Raw genomic sequence first — 22,835 nt, forward strand, 5'->3', positions numbered from 1 at the left:
GTCAATGACAAGTGTGAAAACATGGATGTATTAAAAAAACTGTCATTTTTTGCACTCTCTATCCCTACTCTATTTCTATCCGAAGTAGTCGGAGAGGAAGTATTTGTCAACTCTGTATCAGCGGAAAAAACAATTGTCGGGCACGGGGAAGGGCAAGATAAGAGAGCAGAAAATGTTACTTATCGAGTTTATAAGGATGAGGTAGCACAAAGTGAGCTCAGTATATTTGATACTGTTCACCGAGCGGTTGGTTGGCATCCATCAATTGCAGAATCGATCGGCTATCTCTACCAGCAAAGACAGGGAGTTAAAGCAGCGAGATCCGCTTACTTCCCACAATTGAGTGCTGGGATAGTTGCTGGTGAAGATACCGAGTACAAGCGAGAAGGTGACGGACATGCAATTCAGTTAAACGTCACCCAAATGCTGTTTGACTTTGGGAAAGTTTCCAGCAATGTAAGACAGGCTAGAGCGGGCGTGCGACGATCCCAAGCTCAAATTTTAAAATCGATAGAAGAAGTAGCTAGACAAACTGCTAAAGCAACTATAGAGGTGCAACGATATCAGGCTCTATTGCAGAGCTCTGATGAGCAGGTTGATGGGGTGTCTGCTATCGCAAATCTTGTAAAGATTCGAAAAGAAAAAGGTGCTAGCTCCAGATCTGATGTTCTCCAGGCCCAGTCGCGAATTGACGCAGCGCAAGCGTCCAGGCAACAAATTCAAGCTCTTTTACGTAGGTGGAGAAGTACACTGCAGAATTTAACGGGGTTAGATGAAAAGTTTAGTGTCTCCATGTCAGTACCAGATGATGTGACTCAGGCTTGTGACTTGGATTCTTTTGACCTATCTGCGGTACCTGAGGTGCTTATTGCTGAATCTTACAGGGCTGAAGCAATGGCGCGCCTGGATGAATCTAAAGCAAATGCATGGCCAACCTTCTCATTAGACGCCAACATTAACCAGTACCTTGATCAGGACTACGTTGATGCGAATGCTTTTGACACGAATGAAAGTGCAGTTTTCTTCAATGTGTCTATGCCGATTTATCAAGGAGGTAAAATTTCGGCCGGCAAAGAAGGCGCTGGTTTTGCACTCTTATCGGCAGATGCAGCGAAAGATTCAATACGGTTATTGACTATACAAAAGTATCAGGAATCCCAGGAAGAGGCTGCCGGGCTGATGCAAAGCCTCAAAGCTTTGAATTCCAGAGAAAGTGCGATTGCTGAAACTCGGGATTTGTATAAACAGCAATATGAAGTACTCGGTACCCGTACTTTACTTGACCTGCTCAATGCAGAGCAGGAATTACACCTGGCACGTATAGAAAAGAACAATACTATTTTTGATCTTCACCTCCTTAAGATTGATTGTCTGTATAGTCGCGGTGGATTACGTAGTGCATTCAGTCTTGATGGGCGGCAAATACAGGGTGTGGAGGTCCTTCCTTGAGTGAAAACAGTAGTAATGTTTTAAGATCTCTCGATGAAAGTGAAGGAATAAAGACTGACACTATGGATTTTGAGCCATGGTGTGAAGCAGTAACCTATGTGGCTCGCCACTATCGAGTGGAGTGTTCACCCGAAAGTATCCGAATTTCCGGACAATGGGATCAGAACTCTCCAGTGGACCACACACTAAGAAGAGTGGCACGTCAAGCTGGTTTGACGATAAAGTTTTGTACCCTAAAAGATACTGATATTAACCCATGGCGCCTACCACTCGTAGCTCAATTGCGTGGTGGTCAGATAGCGGTAATTGAAACCATTTCCAGTGACTTGAACGTTGGATTTATGCTGTGTGGTGACCAGGGGCTTAAAAGTACTTTACCTCTAGAGAAGATCAGCAAAGATATTGTTAGTCTGATAATCCTTAGGCCGAGGCAAACAACAAGAGATACCAGGATAGATGATTATATTAAAACAGATAATCAACATTGGCTTCGTAAAATAATACTTAGGGATATAAAACCCTATGGACATATCATGTTGGCTACCACGGTCGCCAACACTCTGGCTTTATCGGGCATTATTTTTTCCAAACAGGTGTACGACAGAGTAATTCCAGCGGAATCTATTCCCACTCTTTATGTTCTATTTAGTGGCGTTTTGGTTGCTATTATATTTGACTTTGTAATGCGTTCAATGAGAGTGAAGATTACAGATCTTCTTGGAAAGCGTGCGGACATCCGAATGTCTGATTTGGTTTTTGGGCATGCCGTAAGAATTCAAGCGCAGGCCCGTCCAAAATCTACTGGTACTTTTATTTCACAAATTCGTGAATTAGAAAAAGTGAGAGAAATATTCACATCCACTACAATTTTGGCAATTGCTGACTTACCATTTTTTCTGTTGTTTTTAATTGTAATGTGGTGGATTGCAGGGGCCTTAGCTTTGGTACCTCTACTGGCTGTTTTTCTTTTGCTTATTCCGGGTCTATTACTTCAGCCAAAATTAGCCAAGCTTTCACAGGAGTCGATAAAGGAATCCTCACTACGTAACGCCATATTGATAGAGACGATTCAGGGGGTAGAGGATATCAAATCACTACAGGCGGAGCAGTATTTTCAGGGGCAGTGGAACCACTTTAACACGATAACCGCAGATGCGAGCCTAAAGCTGAGGTCTCTTGTGGGGATGCTACTTGCCTGGACTCATAATGTTCAATCATCAGTATTTGCGGTCATTGTACTGTTTGGTGCACCGATGGTTATGAGCGGTACTATGACTACAGGAGCATTGGTTGCAGCATCAATCCTGGGTTCAAGAATGATGGCTCCCATGGCAAATATCACAAAAGTTTTGAGCCGTTGGCAGCAGGCAAAATTTGCAATGCAAGGCATTGACAATCTAATGCAATTGCCGGTGGATAATCCTCAATTAGAAAAAAGAGTGAAGAAAACATCGATAACTGGGAATTTTCACTTCAAAAATGCAGTTTTTCAATATGGCGAGGAGGGGCAGGACCCTGCTCTTATCATACCCGAGTTAAAAATATATGCAGGAGAACGAGTTGCAATTCTTGGGAAAAATGGTTCAGGGAAATCTACATTTCTCCATGCAATGGCGGGTGCAATTGTAACTCAACGAGGACAGTTGCAACTGGATAATGTCAGTATTAAGCATATTGATCCTGCGGATGTCCGTAGGGATATTGGTCTTCTTAGGCAGGAAGCCACTTTATTTCATGGGACCATCCATGAGAACCTTACGTTGGGAGCTCCCAATGCAAATGATGAGGAAATTCTCTGGGCGCTTAATATGAGCGGCGCGAGCAACTTTGTTAATAAACTTCCCAAAGGTATAGGTTATTTAATACAAGAAGGTGGTTTTGGTTTATCCGGGGGGCAGAAGCAATCACTACTTTTATCAAGGATGCTGTTGCGACATCCCAATGTTCTCTTGCTAGATGAGCCTACAGCTGCACTTGATGAGTCAACAGAGAGAAAATTCATTCGGAATTTACAAGACTGGGCCGCTGAAAGGACTGTTGTTGTCGCGACACATAGAACCAATATCCTGACCTTTGCTCAGCGAATTATTGTTCTTAATAATGGTTATGTTGTCCTTGACGAGCCAAAAGAGAAGGCATTGGAAGTATTAACCCGGTCGCAAAGAAAGACATCAACTGAAGGAGAGAAAATCTCCTAACTATGTAAGAAATGAATGATATAGGTAATAGTTAACTGCAGTAGGAATAATTTTGGCTATTGATAAGCGGCGAGTTGCGTTGCTGGATATTGATCATCAGATTCATGAGCAACAGTACGGTGATGATGTAGATGAATCCTCCTTGATTCGATCGGGGACCGTGGTTTGGGTGTTCTTTTTGTTGATCATTGCCTTATTTATATGGTCATACTTGGCGCGTGTAGATGAGGTATCTTCTGGCAGCGGGAAGGTTGTGCCGACTTCACGAGCACAAATTATTCAATCCCTAGATGGTGGCATACTGGCACAGCTAAAAGTTTCTGAAGGGGATATTGTAGAGAAAGGGCAAGTTCTGGCCCAGCTAGACCCGACAAAAGTCCGCTCTAATATGGATGAAAGTTCAGCAAGGTATCGAGCTGCCTTGGCGAAGGTGGCTCGATTAAGTGCTGAAGTGAACCAGACGCCTCTACGCTTTCCTGAGGAGTTGGTGGGGCATGAAGAACTGCAAGCTAAGGAAAGAAAATTATTTGATATTCGCAAGCAGGGATTGCTGGAGTCAGTGCGAGGATCAAAAGAGTCTTTGGATCTGGTTAGGAGGGAACTGGCCATGACCAGCAGCCTAGTAGATTCAGGTGCTGCTAGTAGTGTCGATGTTCTTAAATTGCGAAGGCAAAAAGCGGAGTTGGAAACGAAAATTCGTGAGCTTAACTCCCAATATATGGTGAGAGCTCGGGAGGAACTTGCGAAAGTAAGTGCTGAAGTGGAAGTTTTGGCTTCTGTACTGGAGGGGCGCTCAGATACGTTAGTCAGGCTTACTCATCGATCTCCAGTTCGAGGTATCGTAAAAGCTATTGAAATTACAACCATTGGAGGAGTTATTCCACCTAATGGAAAACTGATGGAAATAGTACCTCTGGATGACCAGTTACTTATTGAAGCAAAAATATCTCCAAGGGATATAGCATTTATTCATCCTGGACAGCTTGCCAAAGTAAAAATTACCGCTTATGACTATGCGATTTATGGTGGCTTGTCTGGCGAGGTTACGATGATATCACCCGATACTATACAGGATGAGGTGGCACCAAATGAGTTTTATTATAAGGTTTTTATTTTAACAACTTCTGATTCGCTGGAGAATGCTGTGGGTAAGAAGTTCTCAATAGTGCCAGGAATGATCGCTTCTGTAGATATTAAGACTGGGTCAAAAACGATTTTTGATTATCTGATGAAACCAATAAGTCGTGCCAAGGAGGCAATGCGAGAGCGGTAGCAGGTATGTTGATGAAGAAATTAACAATACAGTTTATTTTTGTTTTCTGTATACAGTACACACTTTGTGCTTATGCCGATGAATCCAAGGTTGTAGCGCTTACAGCATCTGTAACTGTAAATAATAAATTGGATCGCGATATTTCGGGATATATTCATCGTATTTCTGTTCCGGTGGAGGATGGTGTTCAGCAGAGGCTGCTCTCTGTTCGCTACAAGCACCCAGAAGTGCTGAAATATAAAAGGCATAAAAGGGGCGATACAAGATATGTTGAATTTAAATTTGATGTGCCTGCGCAATCATCAGTAACGAGATCAGTTATTTTTGAAATGGAGCTAAAAGAGTACAATTATAAAAATTTGCCAAAAGGTACAGTCCCCTACCCGAAAGGACGCTATATCAGGCCGCAGAAATATATAGAGTCAGAGTCCCCACCAGTTAAGTTACTTTCCCAGAAAATCCAGTCCAGTTCGAAAAGTGATGAAGAACGCTTATTGGCTGCATTTCAAGCGCCCCAAGATATAATTGAATATCGGGTACAGTCAACCAAAGGTGCATACTATGCAGTTATTCACAAGACCGGTGATTGTACAGAATACGCTGCTCTTTTTACGGCTTTGGCGAGGTCAATGGGTTATCCGGCTAGAGTTACCTCTGAATTTCTATTTGCCAGTAGAAATGAGTTTTCTCAACCTAATCACCATGCTGCAGAGGTCTATTTCAATGGTAGGTGGTTACCGGTAGATCCAAATTTAGCAATAGATAGCAAATTTGGATATGGATTTGGAAGTGGAAGAGTTAGTAAGATTACTTTAACCAGGGACTTTACTTGGGTCTGGTCTAATGTATGGCCTGAAAGGTTTCAGCCACATGAGGAGAGACCGAAAGTAACAATCAATTGGAAAGTTGAAATCATTCGAGGGTCTTGAGAATTGAATGGGGGAGAAAAGATTACTATCAGGCATAGACAAACTGGAGGTGCAGTGCCATGTATAAGATCAAGTCGGCTTTCGGAACTCCAATTTTGGTCAAAGATTGGCCTGACTCGGAGAGGGTTAATGAGCAGTTAACGGATATTATCCTCGGTAAGGAATCATCTATTCCTGCTGCCAAACGTTCTAATATTGGAAGTTGGGACTCTAAAAAAGACTTACTCGAATGGCCATACAAAGAAGTAACTATTGTAAAGCAGCGTATAGTTTCAGTTACCCGGGAGATGACAATGAAGGTCACTCGGGGGAAATACAGCCCTGCTGCCCAGGATATGTACGCCCATGCCTGGGCAAATGTTTCACGTGCAGATAGCTATCGAAAAATACATAATCATGAATCTTGCACATGGTCGGGTGTTTATTATGTGCGCTCTGTGTTATCTCAGAAGAAAAGTAAAAGTAGCGGCATTATAGAATTTCTTGATCCGAGAATGCTATGTATAACTACTGAGTTACCTAATAGCAATTTTGGCGGTAGAGTCAGGGTAATGCCGAGAGCTGGGAGAATGGTATTGTTCCCTAATTGGTTATTACATTATGTAAACCCTGTAGAAGATAACTCACTAAGAATTTGCATTGCCTTTAATGTAAAATTGGAAACCAGTACATTAAAGCGGCGTAGTGCAAGTATGCTTTCCCTAGGAGATGTAATGTTCTCTGAAGATCAGGTGATGGATCAGGGATAAATTCGTGCCTATTTCGCCATAGAGGCTTCATCTGATATTTTTAATGATGTTTTTTGTAAGAGGGCAGGAATTTTACCGAAGTCCGAGTCTCTTCTTGAGCCCTTAACCAGGATAAGGTCAAAGTTTTGACAGAATCCTGTAATATGATCCACTAATGCAGGAGCGTCGGAAAAGTGAGGGCCCAAAATATCTGGTGGTAGACATTCTCGTAGATATAGCATGTCTTCCCCGTGGGTAATAACCCAATCTACTTTACTTTGTAGTAATGGCTTAGCCAGGCTGGCATGTATTTCCTTGGATTTTTCACCGAGGTGTACGATTCTTCCCAGAACGGCAACCTTTCTACCCCCTTGTTTTACCATACTTTGCGAAAATACAGAGAAGGCATTTAACATAGAGCTTACAGTGGCGTTCCAGCTGTCATCAATTAACGTGATAGACTGGCCCCGTATATTCAAGCTTAATCGCTGTAAATGACTTTCATCAAGGTGAAGTTCTTGTAATCGCATAGCGGCTTCATCGAGATCTCTGCCAAGGGCATAAGCGACACTGATTGCGGCTAAGGCATTATGTAACATTCCAATGCTGGGTATGGGCACTCGCAATTCAAGTTCCCTGCTTGGTAATTGTAATCTTACCCAACTACCTAATTCGTCCGCTCGAGTATTTATTATCCGGATTTCGGCATTAGCGCTTTCGCCGAAAATAATTACTCTTCGTGCATGTTTCTTGGCTTTGTTTAGTACATAGTCAAAACACTGAAGGTGTTCACCGACGATGGCGATTGCGGATCCCACCAAACCATCATATATCCTTGACTTCCACCTAGCAGTGTCCTCCACATTTTTTACTTTCCGATCCGTTTGGGAAATACCGATTTCAGTGATCAGTGATATGGTGGGTTTAATACGATGAGTGATAGGGCCCCGTTTCATCCACAGTGCACTTTGTGCAACTTCTATAACCGCTGCCTCGTGATCCTTACTCAGGCTAGCCAGCATAGAAGGTGCCCCTACACGGGAATTATAGTTTCCCAGACTGGTCAATACTTGGTCCCTTGGTCCCAGCATTTGCCCGATCATTTTTAACGTGGTGGATTTTCCGGCTGTGCCTGTAAGTGCAATTACCTCTCCGTCAAATCGATCTCTTGCTGCGAGACCCAGCTCAATAATAGCTTTGATCGGGTCATCCACTTTCAGAATCGGGAGCTCCTTTGGTAATCCTTCGACTGGTCGTGCGACTATGGCTCCTGCAATACGGTGAGCAAAACTAGGTAACTTTTGATGGAAATCCCAAAATTTTGCGGACGTTTTTGAGCTTTGCTCGTGATACATACGGTCGAGATTGGTATGGGCAACAAATAAGATTGGATCCAGGGAATCTTCGATAAACGCACTACCGGAAATAACACTACGTACAAACCATCCCTCGGGTGGGGGCACTAGCCATGTACCACCGGCAATTGCAGTAATTTGCTTCGCATTCCAAGTCTGTCCTGGTGGGTGATCGTAGATTATGGATGGGAATTCTGATCGATACTGTGGGATTTTCCGTTTGCGGTTTTCCCCGCTCCTGGAAAAATTTATTTTTGTGATCATACCAGCAATAGGTACTGGTTTGATCTTAGTGCTATTGGAAACAAGACCGATATGAAGTTGAAGATCCACATCAGTGATGTCTCTACTGGCTGGTGGCCTTAAGCCGTATAGATCACGGTAGATAGTACCGGGCTTCCAGCGACTTGTAGGCAGTTGCCAGTCACATGGATCATGGTCCATGGATTTGCCCCAGTAGGGCATTGTGGTTTTCACCACTGGAACTGCACGACAATCCAGGCGAAAGTCCTCCTGGATTTCATTGTCTGTTCTCCAGAAGGATTCCACCCACAGTATCTGCCGGGATTTGACCTCTCTTGGGTAGAAACGCACTCCTAACAATTCCAACGGGCCTATTTTAATTGAAGTGGTTTGTGCATCCACGGGAACAGCTTTTACCTGCCAGCGCGGATTGAGAGATGGTTGCTGCTGGAGCGCAGTGATTTGGTAGAGAGTCTTTGGGAAGCTCGGAAGATTAACATGATCGCGCCTGGGGGGCGTGAGTCTTAGGATTGCGGTGCCTTCCTCGCATAAGCTCAGTTTGGTACCAAGCGGTAAGCACTGGTTGGAAAACTGTCGGCTAAGATTCACCGCTTCTTCCCTCGACAATTGCGTACTAAAACCAAAGCCAACTCCTACCGGGACAAAGGTAATCTGCTCGACTCCATGTGTACTGAGTTGCAGACGAAAGATGCCGCTATCCGCGAGGCTGTTACGAACGGCATCAAATAGTAAGTCTCCCGCGTCGTGGATAATAGGGCGGTTGCGATAAACCTCGATACCCTGCAAATTATGAGCACTGGTTCCGAGTATGGCGTCTGCCCCGGCATCAATAATGGCATGGCCCACATCAATTTGTTCTTTACTGGGATAGGTTTCGCGATTTGCTCCCCAGTGTACAGCCACAATTACTACTTGGGCTTGTGTGCGAGCGGCTGAAATCCGGGGGCCTAAAGTCTCTCTCCAGAGCTCGGGCAAGGATAATGGCAAGTATGCGCAACCGGCAGAGGTTGGCCCAGCGGCAAAACGGGGCTGAGTCGCATCTATCGAAAATAGGGCCACATTAAGGGGGCCGGCAGGCCTAAATACCGGCTGTAGAGCTTCATCCAGGTTTTCGCCGGAACCTGTATGGCCTATGCCGGTGATGTCCAGCCAGTGTTCCTGTTCCAAAAGAGCCTCGGGACCATAATCTCCACTGTGATTATTAGCAGTGGTTACGATATCAACTCCAGCAGCAATAAGCACTGACAACATTTCCGGCCTTGCGCGATAGTAGTAGGAAGAACTCTCGCCCTTGTAGATTCCCTGTTCTCCTTGGGTGGAGACAACGCACTCCAGATTTACTGCACTGATATCAGCGTTCTTAAGTGCGGGAATTTTCCCGAGAACCTCATCGACTCCCAATTGTGCAGTGCGATAGTGTTGGCGTCGGCCTAGATTTACATCTCCGCCCCAGGCAAGTACTGGTAGGTTCTCTATTTCTAATTGTGCTGTTTTTTCTTCATTGACATTGTCTACTGTTTCAGCCGGTTGATTGATAGGCTGCTCAGAAGCATTTTGGGCGATAAGGAATTTGCGGTATGCAACGAATCCAGATAAATAGTGTTCAACATCATCAATTCTTATCCTGAAAGCGTGATGTCGGATGAAGAAGCTACCCAGGATTTTTTCTGGGTTCTTGAAGAACATGGCAAATTCAGGCCAGAAATGACCGTTGAGTAAGTAAGCCGCTCGTTTATGTAACGCTCGGTAAAAGTGCTCCAGGTCAACCTGGTCCAGTAAGTACTGGAATTCACTCTGTTGCCCCAGCCGCACAATCATTTTTTCGGCGGCCATCATTAACTCAAGAAGGGTTGGAAAGGTCGTAATCCGGTTTTCGACAAAATCCAGGTAGTTGGTAAAGTTACGGATGCCAAACTGGTAGTACTTCTCTTTTGGCCTATAAATGGTAAGTTCATTGACACAGTAGCTCAGCCAGTGATCATGGGCTCTCCAGTGGCCGGATACGATAAAGTAGTCAAATGCTTTTTCCACTACAGCCAGCCAGCGCTCGTCCTTGCTCCAGTCATATAGGCGCATTAAACCAAACGCGGCTTCCCCGTCGTAGTAGATAACCCGATGCTGGTCCTTTATTTTGAGACTGGGATATTCAAGAACATGACAAAATTGGCCATTTTCGGGGTTTTGCATAAATGCAATACCCACCGCGAGTTGTTCCATGAGCTCAGCATATTCTTGGGTTTGTACCACCTCTGAGTATTTTACGAGGGACAGTAGGCTTACTGCATTGCCACCAAGCTTGATTTCGTTATTCGGCTCAACCAGGAATGCACCCACCTGCCCGTCACTGAGCGCTATTGGTTTAATTAATTTATCGGTGAGTAATTTGAGTGAACGTTGAATGGCTGCTATCAGGGATGGCTCTTTGGTGACCTCCCAAGCCTCGATCATTGCATAAGTACTGCTCGCGTGGCGCAGGTTATTGTAGGTGTTGATCTCCCTGTCGAAGCAGGCATGCCATCCATAATGGAAAAGCCCATTGGGTTTTACCTGGTTGGCCAGGTAATGACTGCCGCTTCTAATAAGCTTTGTTACCTGCTCGTCGCCCAGTTTGTCGATAATCCGTCGCCCGGCATTTAATCCCGCTTCGTATAAGTACACAGGTTCCTGATCTTTTTCGCAGAACAGCCCTTCAGTAGAGAGAAGCACGACGCTGCGCTCTTCAGATAGATTCAGGTCGCCCTGCTGAGGAAAACGTTTTTTATAGTAGGAGAGGAAATTCTTTTCGTTGAGGAATGCGTGGTCGATTTTGTTGCCGCCATAGAGCATGGCGTTTCCATTGAGTTCCTGTTCGAGGAAAGCAATTTTGCAATTGACATCCAGTGCGAGACCGTAGCGGAAGTAGGAGCGCTTGGTGTCCTGTAGAAGTTCATGCAAACCGGCCAGAGTCATCGTACTCCTGCGGGTCACCCAATCTATTCGCAGCCAGCAGGGCTCCATTTTTGACTGTTGTGCAGCCCTACGGGTATTTTGAGCGAGCTCCTGCCAAGCACTTGGAAAATCTTTTGCATGAGAATGTCGTACTTCAGCACGATGCTTGGCATCACTAATTGAAAAAAAAAGCGTATAGGGTGGACTGACCTCACGCAGTGCCCGCTCTACCAAGGGGCGCGCCTGCATCAGCATGCTGGATAGGGACATGTCGCTATTGTTCTCTCTGGATTCCGAGTTGGCAGAAATTACAGTTTTTATTTCTGTGATAACTACGGGAGGACTTTCCTGCTGGAGTATAGACTTACGTACAGATCCTGCCGGTAATGGGAGAAATATCGAATGATAAGTTGTTCCCAGATAAATTTTTTATGAACAAAGAAAATTGGGTTTTCAAAACTAATTAACTTGGATAGTATTGGGGATACCGCGCTGATGAATGGAAGGCACGCAAAGTGCCGAAGGTTCTCATAATTAACCCTCAGGCTATTTAGGAGGGTTAATATCCAGGTTGAATGATTTTGCAGGTTATACGCTTGCCAATCCCTAAAACCCGAAAGGCGATCCTTTCGGGTTTTTTGTCAGAAAATTATTAACCGACCAATAAGATATTGGCCCTCGCGGTTGATTACCCTGTCGACTTTAAAGGCGATACATGGGCATTAGGCCTGTGAGAAAGGCTGTTTTCCCTGGTTTTTGCTTAGGTCTTGCTGTTTGGCGCGGAGTTCAAAGAGCCTGAAAGGGCTATTTGAGAACAAGGAAGAAATTGATGTGGAGTATTAGGTAATGCGTTGGAATTGGTGGCAGAACCTCAGGAGTTTTCCTCCTCTGGTCTGGATAATATTAATAGGCAGTTTTTTTAGCCGTGGCACTTACTTTATGGTTTGGCCTTTTCTGGCCATTCTTCTCTTTAATAAGTTTGAGTTGGGGGCAGCGGAAATTGGTTTAATTCTCAGTGCTTCAGCAGTTGGTGCGGCTTTACTGGGCTTTTATGTGGGTGCACTATCTGACCGTTATGGGCGTAGAAATATTCTGTTATTGGGTTCTGCAATTAACTTATGTTCTTTTGCCCTGTTGGCAGTAACCCAGACATTACCGGGATTTATTCTGGCAATGACCCTTTGTTCAATCGGCCGTGCTGTTTGGGAGCCGCCAGCAAGCGCCTTGATTGGTGACTTAATGGATAACCAGGCAAGTCGTGAGCTGGCCCTGCAGCTGCGTTATTTCCTTATTAATGCGGGAGCCGCATTAGGGCCTATTGTTGGTGTATGGGCGGGGCTCAGTGCGCAGCAGTCCACCTTTGGCTTAACTTCTCTCAGTTATTTGCTCCTGGCACTGGCGTTTATTTGGGGATTTGCAAAAACAGAGACGGGACAGCTCGCAAAGAGCAATGGTGATGGCTCTGTCGATTTAGGCAGTACCCTGTCGATATTGCGCAGGGATCAGGTGTTTATGGTTGTGATTGTTGCCAATATCCTCACGATGTTTATCTATGCCCATATGGATTCCAGTCTGGTGCAATATCTGACACGGGCAGAGGCTCCGCGATTGGTTGAGCTGATATCCAGCATGATTTTTGTGAACGCAATGACCATCGTATTATTGCAGTTTCCACTTATGCAGTTGATGCGCAAGCTGGATATTAATGGGCGAATTATGATCGGGCTGGTGATATTAGCCGCGGCACAAATATGGTTTGCCCTCAATCCGGTGCACTGGTTTTGGGGCTGGATGGGGGCGACCTTTGTCCTCAGTTTGGCTGAAGCGATTCTCTTTCCAACCATGAGTGTACAGATAGACCGGTTGGCGCCTGAGCATTTACGCGGTACCTATTTTGGGGCCTCTTCCTTTTACGCTCTCGGTTGGGCCTTGGCCCCACTGGCTGGAGGGGTGGTTTTAGAGTGGTGGGGTGGACCGACGCTTTATTGGATGTTGCTCGCGCTTTGCGGTGTAGTATTCGTGCTTTATCGCACAACAGCCTACCTCTCCCGCCCACACTGGCCGGAACGGGAAGAGCCGACAATCTCTTCAGGTGAAAGTGCCAAAGCCACTGGATAGTAAAAGGCACCCTAAATAAAACGTTTTTCGGATATATAAATAGAAAGGTATCTGTGAGGCATAAAAAACGGGAAATCCAATAATAAGCAGATGGAGTTTCCCGTTCTGATTTGATAGAGAAATTCCCCGACAAGAATATTGCCGGGGAATTTTTTAGATCTCTGCTGCGAGGCGTGAGCCCTGGTCAATAGCGCGTTTGGCATCGAGTTCTGCGGCTTCGTCGGCCCCACCGATCAGGTAGGTCTTCACACCGCGCTCCTGTAACGCTTCATAGAGTTTGCGAGCGGGTTCCTGGCCGGCGCAGATAATAATGTTATCCACTTCCAGCAGTCGCTCTTCTTCACCTATGCGAACATGCAGTCCTTTATCGTCAATTTTGTCGTAAAGAGCACCGGCAATCATCTCTACCTTGCGGTGTTGCAGGCTTCCACGGTGAATCCAGCCAGTGGTTTTACCTAGACCTGCACCTACTTTGGTAGTTTTGCGCTGGAGCAGGTAGACCTGGCGAGGGGTGCTTACTGCTTCGCGGGGTTTCAGGCCAGAGCGCTGTTCCAGCTCAATATCCACACCCCATTCACTAAAGAACTCTTCTTTATCGCTGGCAACTACTTCCTCTTCAGTGGAGTGGGGCCCGTCGTGAGTCAGGTATTCCGCCACGTCGAAACCGATACCACCCGCGCCAATAATGGCCACTTTTTCGCCGACTGGTTTTTTGTGCTTCAGTACATCCAAATATCCCAGCACCTTGTCGCTCTCAATACCTGAGATCGGTGGAGTGCGTGGTTCGATGCCGGTGGCGATAATCACTTCATCAAAAGACTGCAGGTCTTCTTCGGTAGCGATAGTGTTGAGCTTGACCTCAACGCCAGTCACTTCCAAGCGGCGTTTGAAGTAGCGCAGGGTCTCCTGGAATTCTGCCTTGCCGGGAATCTGCTTGGCGATATTAAACTGGCCACCGACTTTGTCGCTGCCTTCAAACAGGGTTACCTGGTGTCCGCGCTCGGCGGCAACAGTGGAGGCAGCCAAACCGGCGGGGCCGGCACCGATAACAGCAACTTTTTTCACGTTTTCGGCAGGCAGGTAGTTCAGCTCAGTCTCATGACAAGCGCGTGGGTTGACCAGGCAGGAGGTGAGCTTCAGCTGGAAGGTGTGATCCAGGCAGGCCTGGTTACAGCCAATGCAGGTGTTGATTTCATCGGCGCGGCCCTCTGCGGCCTTGTTGACGAAATCGGAATCTGCGAGGAATGGGCGCGCCATGGAGATCATATCGGCCTGTCCGGAGGCCAGAACTTCTTCGGCCACTTCCGGTACATTGATACGGTTACTGGCAACTACCGGGATAGATAGGTGCTGTTTCACCTTGGCAGTAATATCGGTAAATGCGGCGCGGGGTACATTGGTGGCGATAGTGGGAACACGCGCTTCGTGCCAGCCGATACCGGTATTGATAATCGTGGCGCCGGCTTTTTCGATAGCCTGGCCCAGGGCCACTACTTCGTCGAAGTCACTGCCGTCTTCCACCAGGTCCAGCATGGACAGGCGGTAGATAATAATAAAGTCTTCGCCAACAGCCTCGCGCACACGGCGAACCACTTCGATCGGCAGGCGGATACGGTTCTCGAAGCTGCCGCCCCACTCATCGGTACGCTTGTTGGTGCGCTTTACGATGAACTGGTTAATGAAGTAACCCTCGGAGCCCATGATCTCCACGCCGTCGTAGCCGGCTTCGCGGGCCAGGGTGGCGCAGCGTACGTAATCGTCGATCTGGCCTTCAATTTCCTCACTGGTCAGCTCGCGCGGAGTGAAAGGGTTGATCGGAGCCTGGATGGGGGAGGGAGCAATCAGGTTTTCGTTGTAAGCGTAGCGGCCTGTATGCAGGATCTGCATACAGATTTTGCCGCCTTCGGCGTGAACGGCCTCGGTCACTTCCCGGTGCTGTTGCGCCTCTTCCGGGGTGTTCATTTTAGAGGCACCCTTAAATACGCCACTCTCTTCGTTGGGCGCGATACCCCCCGTTACAATCAGGCCAACGCCACCGCGGGCGCGCTCAGCGTAGAATGCCGCCAAACGGGTAAAGCCACCGGGGTGTTCTTCCAGGTTGGTGTGCATGGAGCCCATCAGCACCCGGTTTTTTAGGGTGGTGAAGCCCAGGTCCAGGGGGGCAAGCATATTAGGGTAGGCTTGGGACATGGCAAAATTCTCTTCTTGTAACCTTTGGGGTTCATGTATATATGCAAAAAAGTGCATATCGTTGCCCAGCAGGATAACAAGAGCCTTTGACGTGAAACAGTGACCTTTCCGGTCGAATTCAGTGATCAATTCCTGACGTTTTATTAAACTATTTGCGTCCCATTCTCATTTGGCGGAGATGTCTGTTTTTAAAGGGATTTTCATCTGTTTATTTACACAGCCAAAACCGCGAGAAGCTGCTCTCGCAGCCAGCGATTGGCGGGATCTTCGTGTAGATTTTTGTGCCACAACAGGTGCCAGTCCATCAGGGGTATTTGGAATGGCAGCTCGAATAGACGGGCAGAATATTGACTGGCCAGACTCGCCGGTACTGTTAGAGCCAAGTCGGTACGTAACACTACCAAAGGCGCCACTCGGTAGTGCTGTACTCGAAGTTTGATATTGCGTCGCCGCCCCAGTTTGTTCAGAGCTATATCTGCCAACCCAGGACCCGTGCGCCTACTGGAGACATGGATATGTTCCAGCTGTAGATATTGATCCAGTGTCAGGCTTGACTCCCCGGCCAAGGGGTGCCCATTGCGCAACATACAGAGATAGCGGTCTTGGTGCAGGCGCTGTTGCTGCAGCTGGGGTGCTGTTGCCAGAGGAATATCCAGGGCGAAATCCAACGTATTGGCGGCCAGTTCTTTTGCCAGCTGATCCCTGGGCACGTGGAATGACTCTACTGTTACACCCGGCGCCTCTTTTTCCAGGCGTTCCAAGAGGGGCGGTAGCAACAGGGTTTCTGCCATATCGTTCATAGACAGTCGCAATGTTTTGCGTGCCAGGGCGGGGTTGAACTGGCGGTGTTCATTCAGGCTGGTACCAAGCAGGGAAAGGGCCTGCTGCACCCTGGGCATAATGGATTCCGTAAGGGGGGTGGGAGTCATGCCGGATGGGCCGCGAATAAATAGTGGGTCGTCCAGGGTACGGCGCAGTCGTGCCAAAGCATTACTCACCGCAGGTTGGGTGATATGCAACTGTTCAGCCGCACGGGTGAGGTTGCCCGCGCTATAAATGGCCTCCAGAACCAGGAACAGGTTCATATCCATTTTTTGCAGCTGCATAAGTGCCCCATTCATAACCATTGTGAATGATCACATATTCGCATAATAAACTTTGATGATTCAAACGAGAGGGCTAGGGTTGGAGCTCCATAAAAAGAGGAACTCGCTGTGGCCGAATCAATTGTGGTGCGCCATGGACAGGCGTCCTTCGGCGCCGATGATTACGACAATCTCTCCGATGTTGGCTGGCAGCAATCCCGCTGGCTGGGAGAATACTGGCGGAAGACTGGCCAGAAATTTGACCGGATTTTATGTGGCAGCCTGCGCCGCCACCGGCAGACCACCGTGGGCATTTGCGAAGGTCTTGGCATCGATTTAGACAGCCACTTGACGGTAGTTTCCCAGTTGGATGAATTTAATTTCCATGAGGTGGCGCGTCTTTACAGTGAAAAAAATTCCTCAGCTACCCCCGGCCCCAACGCACCCCGTGCCGATTTTTACCGTTTTTTGATGCAGGGCATGCTCGCCTGGTCCGCAGGGGAAATTACTCCTGCAGAGAGTTGGCAGGCATTCGAAAATCGCATTCGTGAAGTTTTGAATTTCATCAGCGATACCCCCAAAGGCAGTAAAACCCTGGTAGTCAGTTCCGGTGGGGCTATTGCCATGATGGTGCGGCAGGTATTGGGAGGTCCTCCCGAGACGGTGATCAAACTCAACATGCAGATACAGAATACCGGCACTACCCGTTTTTTCTCTAGCGCAGGGCAGGGCCTTAGCTTGAACAGTTTTAACCACGTGCCTCATTTGGAGAGAGAGGAGCGCCACACTTCCGTGACTTACAGCTGAATTAAAACCTACAACGCAATTAAAGGTGAGAAGACATGGAGTTTGAATATTCAGAAAAGGTAAAGGGCCTGTTGGAGCGGCTCAAAAGCTTTATGCAGGAATATGTATATCCTGCTGAGAGTACTTATATTCAGCAGTTACAGGATGATCCCTGGGGCGAGCCCCCTATTATGGAGGTTTTAAAAGAAAAGGCCCGGGAGGCTGAGCTGTGGAATTTATTCTTACCCGACTCCCGCTATGGTGCCGGCCTTACCAACTTGGAATATGCGCCTTTGGCGGAAGAGATGGGGAAGGTCTTATTTGCCTCAGAAGTTTTTAATTGCAGCGCCCCGGATACCGGGAATATGGAAGTACTGACCCAGTACGGATCGGAAGCGCAACGGGAAACCTGGCTGAGGCCATTGCTGGAAGGCAATATTCGCTCGGCATTCGCCATGACCGAACCCAGGGTAGCCTCTTCCGATGCCACGAACATTGAAACTTCCATCGTGCGCGATGGCGATGAATATGTGATTAATGGTCATAAATTTTATATTAGTGGCCTGATGAATAAGCGCTGTAAGGTCATGATTGTGATGGGCAAGACCGATCCCGCTAATCCGGATCGGCACCGCCAGCAATCTCAAATCCTGGTTCCCACAGATACCCCTGGGGTAAAAATAATTCGGCCCATGCGGGTATTTGGTTACGATGATGCCCCGGAAGGTCATGCGGAGGTGATCTTTGATAATGTGCGGGTGCCCGCGTCTAACCTGATTCTCGGAGAAGGGCGTGGTTTTGAAATAGCTCAGGGACGTTTGGGGCCGGGCAGAATTCACCATTGCATGCGCCTGATTGGCCAGGCCCAGCGCGCCCTGGAAATGATGGCAAGCCGCGCGGAAAAACGTATTGTGTTTGGTCGCCCCATGAGCAAACAGGGGTCTGTACGGGAGGATATTGCCAAGTCTGCCTGTGAAATTGAGCAGGCGCGTCTGCTAACTTTAAAAGCTGCAGCGCAAATGGATCGGCTTGGCAATAAAGCGGCCAAAGACCTGATCGCCATGATTAAAATTGTTGCACCGCAAATGGCCTGCAAGGTGATTGACCGCGCTATCCAGATTCACGGTGCGGCAGGGTTGAGCCAGGACTATAGCTTGGCCCACCATTATGCTTACGCGCGCACTATCCGTTTAGCCGATGGACCGGACCAAGTGCATATGATGCAGTTGGGACGCAACCTGGCTGCGCGTTATGCCATAGAGACTGCACAGGGAGAGGAGCATGTCTGAAACAGTAAAGGAATCCCGTAGTTCGGTGGAAGCTTTGCCACTGGAAAAGTTGCGCGAATACCTCAGCGCAAATGTTGAAGGTTTTTCCGGGCCACTGAAAGTGAGTAAATTCTCTGGGGGTCAATCCAATCCCACCTTTAAGCTGGAAACCCCTTCAAATACCTATGTATTGCGCCGGCAGCCCCCGGGAAAACTATTGAAATCCGCTCATGCTGTGGATCGTGAATACCGTGTTATGTCTGCTTTGGCTGATACTGATGTACCGGTACCCAAGGTTTTTCATTTATGTGAAGACCGGGATTTGATCGGTTCCATGTTTTACCTGATGGAATACTGTGAGGGGCGGATCTTCTGGAATGCTTCAATTCCCGAAGTGGACGCCCCTGCGCGCAGTGCGATGTACGATGAAATGAATCGAGTACTCGCTGCTTTACATAGTCTCGACATCGACTCTTTGGGGTTATCTGATTACGGCCGCCCAGGAAATTATTTTCAGCGGCAGCTGGAGCGTTGGACGGGGCAATATCGGGCTTCCGAGACACAGTCTATTGCGGCGATGGAAGAGTTGATCGAATGGCTTGGCAGTGCGCTACCGGAAGACGATGGTCGGGTAGCTCTGGTACACGGTGATTACCGCCTCGACAATATGATTTTCCATCCTAAAGAACCCAAAGTTATCGCGCTGCTGGACTGGGAGCTTTCTACTTTGGGCCACCCGTTTGCGGATCTTGCCTATCAGTGCATGCAAATGCGTATGCCTGCTGGGGGCGACAAGATGTCCGGGTTATTGGGGCTGGATATTGTTTCGCTGGGTATTCCCTCGGAGCAGGCTTATGTGGCCAAGTATTGTGAGCGTATGGGGATTGAGGGCATTGATCACTGGCCTTTTTATTTAGCGTTTAGTTTTTTCCGCCTGGCGGCGATAGTCCAGGGAGTAGCCAAGCGCGCACAGGATGGAAACGCCTCAAATCGCAATGCGGCGAGCCTTGGTGCGCTGGTGGCGCCACTGGCACAAACGGCAATGAGCATCGCCAGCGAGGCGAGTTAGTTAGAAGGTCATCTCGATACAATTTATTTCGCTTTTGGGAAAATGATAAGGATAAAAAATGGCAAAGAGTCTTTTTGATCTCACCGGAAAAATTGCTCTGGTAACCGGTGCGAGCCGAGGCATTGGTGAGGCAATTGCAAAACTGCTGGCAGAGCAGGGCGCCCATGTATTGGTATCCAGCCGGAAAATCGAAGGCTGCCAAGCCGTTGCTGATGCGATTGTCGATGCCGGTGGTAAAGCAGAAGCGATGCCCTGCCATATAGGCAATATGGAAGACATCCAGAAAGTATTTTCCGATGTTCGCGAGCGCTTCGGGCGGCTGGATATCCTGGTCAACAATGCGGCTACCAACCCCTACTTTGGTCATATCCTCGATACCGATCTTGCGGCATTTGAAAAAACGGTTGAAGTGAATATTCGCGGCTATTTCTTTATGTCTGTGGAGGCGGGCAAGTTGATGCGCGAACAAGGTGGTGGTGTGATTGTGAATACTGCCTCCGTGAATGCCCTGCAGCCTGGCGTGGGCCAGGGGATCTACTCCATCACCAAGGCGGCAGTAGTCAATATGACCAAAGCCTTTGCCAAGGAATGTGCCCAGTTCAATATCCGTGTTAATGCCCTATTGCCTGGGCTGACCAAAACCAAGTTTGCCGGGGCGCTTTTTACTCACGAGGATATTTATAAAACTGCAATCGGCCATATCCCCATGCATCGTCACGCTGAGCCTGAGGAGATGGCGGGCACTGTGCTCTACTTAGTTTCTGATGCGTCCAGTTACACCACGGGGGAATGTGTAGTGGTGGATGGCGGAATGACTTCCTGTGGGGGAATTTAACATGCAAGATCCAATATTGGATTTCGGTAACCAGGTTGCCCTAATTACTGGCGCCGCCAGTGGTTTTGGCAAGCTGCTGGCTAAAGAATTGGGATCTCGTGGAGCGCGCCTGGTGCTTGCAGATATCAATGAAGAGGGCCTGATGCAACTCGCCGATGACCTGGGTAGTGATGGTATCCAGGTGCGCGCTCAACGCTGTGATGTTTCCTCTGAAGCGGATTGTGTTGCTCTCGTGCAACTGGCTGAGTCCGAATTCGGCGGCCTGGATATGGCGGTAAATAATGCCGGTATCGCTCCGCCGATGATGTCTCTGAAGCAGACTGACGAAGCGATGATGGACCACCAGTACAATGTAAACCTGAAGGGCGTATTTTTCGGACTCAAGCACCAGCTGCCATTAATGAAAGATCGTGGCGGTGTAGTGCTCAATGTATCCTCTATGGCTGGACTGGGTGGCGCACCCAAAATTGCCTCATATGCAGCCGCCAAGCATGGGGTTATCGGGCTGACCAAAACTGCGGCGATGGAAAATGCCAAATATGGCATTCGGGTCAATGCCATTTGCCCATTCTATTGCCTGACGCCTATGGTGACCTCTGTGGAGGCCCCTGGGGCCAGCCCGGAAGAGGTACAGGCTTTTCTCGCCGAGGGTTGCCCGATGAAGCGTCTTGGCGAGCCTGAAGAAGTGGTAGCGGCTATGTTGATGCTACTCTCTCCGAAGATGACTTATGTTACGGGCCAGGCACTAGCGGTGGATGGCGGTTTATCGGCATACTAGCTCCTTTGTGCTAGTAATATCGAGGGCAGCCGCAATCTCATTGCAGCTGCCCCGATTTGTTAATCCCGCTAAAACACAGAAGAAGGAACCTTCTATGCCTACCCTAATTCCGCCAGAGAGAATTGGTGAGTTTATCGGACTGGAAATTGAACCCACTCACTGGTTGGAGATAGATCAGCAGCGCGTTAATAATTTTGCTGAATGTACTCTGGATCGGCAATTTATTCATGTTGACCCTGAAGCTGCAATGCAGACACCATTTGGGGGGACTATCGCTCATGGATTCCTTACTCTGTCACTGCTATCGCATTTTATAGAGAAGCTCGATATTCAGATTGAGGGAATGCATATGGTAGTAAACTATGGACTGGAAAAGGTTCGATTTATTCGGCCAGTTAAAGTCGGTAGCCGAGTCGCTGTAAGGGCAAAAATCTGTGATATCAATGAGAAAAAGCAGGGCCAGTTTTTGATCAGGTTACAGGCAACTATGGATATCGAAGGAGAGGTCAGGCCGGCATTCGTGGCGGAGTGTTTGTTTCTACAGCTGACCAAATAACAAATGGTAGGGGCTCAGCTTTATTAAAGGTCTTTAGCCCAGGGGAAGACCTTTCTTTCTTTGTTGGAATAAATAACTTCTATTTGTTTTTTTGTATCAAAATCACCTATATGAAGCTCATGTTCTACCGCGTCAGCTTCGTGTTTCCAGCGCAGCTCATAAGGGCCGGCTTCACTGATATTAAAAGAAAAACGGCCATTTCGATCACTCCGGGCAGTTGCAATGCGATCCCAACTTTGCATCGACATTATCGGTTCATTCAAACGAAGTAGATATAGATCCAGCCCTGCTTTGGGTGAGCGTGTCCGCTCTGTTAGGACCCTGCCTTCCAATACTTTATTGACAGCAGTCATTATTTATAGAGATGCCAGGGATTGGCGCACAATATTCAAGTGGGAAACGGGAATCCCTTTCTTATAGTAGGCACCGGTAAAGTTGACCTGCTGCACTTGAATAAAATTTGATATCAACGGGCTCCCCCAGTAAGGATTTCTTCCCCACCAGCCATAACGTCCAGCGCTTCTCGGATTTCTCTGAAAAAAATTGTGGGCCTGGAGGACGTTGTCATACAGAAGGTGGAAAGTCCTACTATCAAAAATGCTGTGTGCATCAAAGACCACCAAGTGATTTAGAGTGACCCCAACACGACCGAGCATATTGGCAAGCTTAATTGCGGAGGTACCTCCGCGGCTATAGCCAAATAGCATCAGGCTTTTTTTCTGCCTAGCCTCTTGGACAAGATACTTTCGAGCCCGGCGCTTCTCGCCTGGGCCAAACATGCTTCCACCCATTTCATTGATCAGGGCGCTGAGTGCTCGGTTGTCTCCCGCACTTGGGCCACCGGCACCGTAGATACCAGCCACGGCTAGGCTATTTTTTAATACTGGATTTTTGCCTGGTTTTTCGGTGGGCAGTTTTTTGTCAATCAAGGTCATTTCAGTAAAGCCAAACTGCACTTGAAAGGTTTGCCTTAATTACGACTTCCATCTGTAGAGTCGATTGGTAAACCGATACCCGGATTTCAAA

The 22,835-nt window shown here is 47.8% G+C and carries 17 protein-coding genes; 12 read left to right on the forward strand and 5 right to left on the reverse strand.

Annotated elements, in window-relative coordinates:
• The first annotated feature begins 21 nt into the window (after positions 1-21).
• The 5 genes from ACJJIP_RS04765 to ACJJIP_RS04785 all read left to right on the forward strand — a co-directional run bounded on the left by ACJJIP_RS04765 (position 22) and on the right by ACJJIP_RS04785 (position 6,598).
• On the forward strand, positions 22-1,449 hold the full coding sequence (locus ACJJIP_RS04765) for a TolC family outer membrane protein (protein ID WP_444946319.1): 1,428 nt from the start codon (positions 22-24) through the stop codon (positions 1,447-1,449).
• Positions 1,446-3,647 (forward strand): type I secretion system permease/ATPase, encoded by a 2,202-nt coding sequence (locus ACJJIP_RS04770; protein ID WP_444946320.1) that lies wholly within the window; start codon positions 1,446-1,448, stop codon positions 3,645-3,647. The genes ACJJIP_RS04765 and ACJJIP_RS04770 overlap by 4 nt, the downstream gene beginning before the upstream one ends.
• A gap of 79 nt (positions 3,648-3,726) precedes the next feature.
• Positions 3,727-4,920 (forward strand): beta-barrel domain-containing protein, encoded by a 1,194-nt coding sequence (locus ACJJIP_RS04775; protein ID WP_444946321.1) that lies wholly within the window; start codon positions 3,727-3,729, stop codon positions 4,918-4,920.
• Positions 4,921-4,931: 11 nt separating this feature from the next.
• Positions 4,932-5,849, forward strand: a complete 918-nt coding sequence (locus ACJJIP_RS04780) for a transglutaminase-like domain-containing protein (protein ID WP_444946322.1) — start codon at positions 4,932-4,934, stop codon at positions 5,847-5,849.
• Positions 5,850-5,908: 59 nt separating this feature from the next.
• The gene (locus ACJJIP_RS04785) at positions 5,909-6,598 is read left to right on the forward strand and encodes a TIGR02466 family protein (RefSeq protein WP_444946323.1); all 690 of its coding nucleotides are present in this window, start codon (positions 5,909-5,911) and stop codon (positions 6,596-6,598) included.
• 8 nt (positions 6,599-6,606) lie between these two features.
• Here the strand turns inward: ACJJIP_RS04785 and ACJJIP_RS04790 are convergent, their stop codons facing one another.
• Complete coding sequence (locus ACJJIP_RS04790; RefSeq protein WP_444946324.1) at positions 6,607-11,394, reverse strand: CapA family protein; 4,788 nt, start codon at positions 11,392-11,394, stop codon at positions 6,607-6,609.
• Between the two features lie 576 nt (positions 11,395-11,970).
• Here ACJJIP_RS04790 and ACJJIP_RS04795 point away from each other — a divergent pair.
• Positions 11,971-13,242 (forward strand): MDR family MFS transporter, encoded by a 1,272-nt coding sequence (locus ACJJIP_RS04795; RefSeq protein WP_353376106.1) that lies wholly within the window; start codon positions 11,971-11,973, stop codon positions 13,240-13,242.
• A 153-nt stretch (positions 13,243-13,395) separates the two neighbouring features.
• On the opposite strand, the gene ACJJIP_RS04800 is transcribed toward ACJJIP_RS04795, so the two are convergent.
• Both ACJJIP_RS04800 and ACJJIP_RS04805 read right to left on the reverse strand, forming a co-directional pair.
• Positions 13,396-15,432, reverse strand: coding sequence for an oxidoreductase (locus tag ACJJIP_RS04800; RefSeq protein ID WP_444946325.1), 2,037 nt, complete (start codon positions 15,430-15,432; stop codon positions 13,396-13,398).
• A 212-nt stretch (positions 15,433-15,644) separates the two neighbouring features.
• Positions 15,645-16,538 (reverse strand): LysR family transcriptional regulator, encoded by an 894-nt coding sequence (locus ACJJIP_RS04805; protein ID WP_020411374.1) that lies wholly within the window; start codon positions 16,536-16,538, stop codon positions 15,645-15,647.
• 108 nt (positions 16,539-16,646) lie between these two features.
• On the opposite strand from ACJJIP_RS04805, the gene ACJJIP_RS04810 reads away from it, so the two are divergent.
• The 6 genes from ACJJIP_RS04810 to ACJJIP_RS04835 all read left to right on the forward strand — a co-directional run bounded on the left by ACJJIP_RS04810 (position 16,647) and on the right by ACJJIP_RS04835 (position 21,809).
• A complete protein-coding gene (locus ACJJIP_RS04810) occupies positions 16,647-17,324 on the forward strand; it encodes a histidine phosphatase family protein (RefSeq protein ID WP_444946326.1) in 678 nt (225 codons plus the stop codon).
• 35 nt (positions 17,325-17,359) lie between these two features.
• Positions 17,360-18,592: an acyl-CoA dehydrogenase family protein gene (locus ACJJIP_RS04815; RefSeq protein WP_282952761.1), complete on the forward strand. Its 1,233-nt coding sequence runs from the start codon at positions 17,360-17,362 to the stop codon at positions 18,590-18,592.
• Positions 18,585-19,640 (forward strand): phosphotransferase, encoded by a 1,056-nt coding sequence (locus ACJJIP_RS04820; RefSeq protein ID WP_444946327.1) that lies wholly within the window; start codon positions 18,585-18,587, stop codon positions 19,638-19,640. Before ACJJIP_RS04815 ends, ACJJIP_RS04820 begins: the two co-directional genes overlap by 8 nt.
• 58 nt (positions 19,641-19,698) lie before the next feature.
• Positions 19,699-20,475 carry an SDR family oxidoreductase gene (locus ACJJIP_RS04825; protein ID WP_020411370.1) on the forward strand — a complete coding sequence of 259 codons (777 nt, stop codon included), beginning with the start codon at positions 19,699-19,701 and terminating at the stop codon, positions 20,473-20,475.
• 1 nt (position 20,476) lies between these two features.
• On the forward strand, positions 20,477-21,253 hold the full coding sequence (locus ACJJIP_RS04830; RefSeq protein ID WP_444946328.1) for an SDR family NAD(P)-dependent oxidoreductase: 777 nt from the start codon (positions 20,477-20,479) through the stop codon (positions 21,251-21,253).
• Positions 21,254-21,347: 94 nt separating this feature from the next.
• Positions 21,348-21,809 (forward strand): MaoC family dehydratase, encoded by a 462-nt coding sequence (locus ACJJIP_RS04835; protein WP_020411368.1) that lies wholly within the window; start codon positions 21,348-21,350, stop codon positions 21,807-21,809.
• A 23-nt stretch (positions 21,810-21,832) separates the two neighbouring features.
• Here the strand turns inward: ACJJIP_RS04835 and ACJJIP_RS04840 are convergent, their stop codons facing one another.
• Positions 21,833-22,162, reverse strand: coding sequence for a hypothetical protein (locus tag ACJJIP_RS04840; protein ID WP_444946329.1), 330 nt, complete (start codon positions 22,160-22,162; stop codon positions 21,833-21,835).
• 3 nt (positions 22,163-22,165) lie between these two features.
• A complete protein-coding gene (locus ACJJIP_RS04845; protein WP_444946330.1) occupies positions 22,166-22,744 on the reverse strand; it encodes a hypothetical protein in 579 nt (192 codons plus the stop codon).
• Between the last annotated feature and the right edge of the window lie 91 nt (positions 22,745-22,835).

Source organism: Microbulbifer variabilis (assembly GCF_052467165.1).

Excerpts from the sequence above, each read along its gene's own strand:
- ACJJIP_RS04830 (WP_444946328.1), top strand. The coding sequence starts at position 20,477 with ATGCAAGATCCAATATTGGATTTCGGTAACCAGGTTGCCCTAATTACT.
- ACJJIP_RS04820 (WP_444946327.1), top strand. The coding sequence starts at position 18,585 with ATGTCTGAAACAGTAAAGGAATCCCGTAGTTCGGTGGAAGCTTTGCCA.
- ACJJIP_RS04845 (WP_444946330.1), bottom strand. The coding sequence starts at position 22,744 with ATGACCTTGATTGACAAAAAACTGCCCACCGAAAAACCAGGCAAAAAT.
- ACJJIP_RS04835 (WP_020411368.1), top strand. The coding sequence starts at position 21,348 with ATGCCTACCCTAATTCCGCCAGAGAGAATTGGTGAGTTTATCGGACTG.
- ACJJIP_RS04790 (WP_444946324.1), bottom strand. The coding sequence starts at position 11,394 with ATGTCCCTATCCAGCATGCTGATGCAGGCGCGCCCCTTGGTAGAGCGG.
- ACJJIP_RS04780 (WP_444946322.1), top strand. The coding sequence starts at position 4,932 with ATGAAGAAATTAACAATACAGTTTATTTTTGTTTTCTGTATACAGTAC.
- ACJJIP_RS04800 (WP_444946325.1), bottom strand. The coding sequence starts at position 15,432 with ATGTCCCAAGCCTACCCTAATATGCTTGCCCCCCTGGACCTGGGCTTC.
- ACJJIP_RS04785 (WP_444946323.1), top strand. The coding sequence starts at position 5,909 with ATGTATAAGATCAAGTCGGCTTTCGGAACTCCAATTTTGGTCAAAGAT.
- ACJJIP_RS04765 (WP_444946319.1), top strand. The coding sequence starts at position 22 with ATGGATGTATTAAAAAAACTGTCATTTTTTGCACTCTCTATCCCTACT.
- ACJJIP_RS04825 (WP_020411370.1), top strand. The coding sequence starts at position 19,699 with ATGGCAAAGAGTCTTTTTGATCTCACCGGAAAAATTGCTCTGGTAACC.
- ACJJIP_RS04795 (WP_353376106.1), top strand. The coding sequence starts at position 11,971 with ATGCGTTGGAATTGGTGGCAGAACCTCAGGAGTTTTCCTCCTCTGGTC.
- ACJJIP_RS04840 (WP_444946329.1), bottom strand. The coding sequence starts at position 22,162 with ATGACTGCTGTCAATAAAGTATTGGAAGGCAGGGTCCTAACAGAGCGG.
- ACJJIP_RS04815 (WP_282952761.1), top strand. The coding sequence starts at position 17,360 with ATGGAGTTTGAATATTCAGAAAAGGTAAAGGGCCTGTTGGAGCGGCTC.
- ACJJIP_RS04805 (WP_020411374.1), bottom strand. The coding sequence starts at position 16,538 with ATGCAGCTGCAAAAAATGGATATGAACCTGTTCCTGGTTCTGGAGGCC.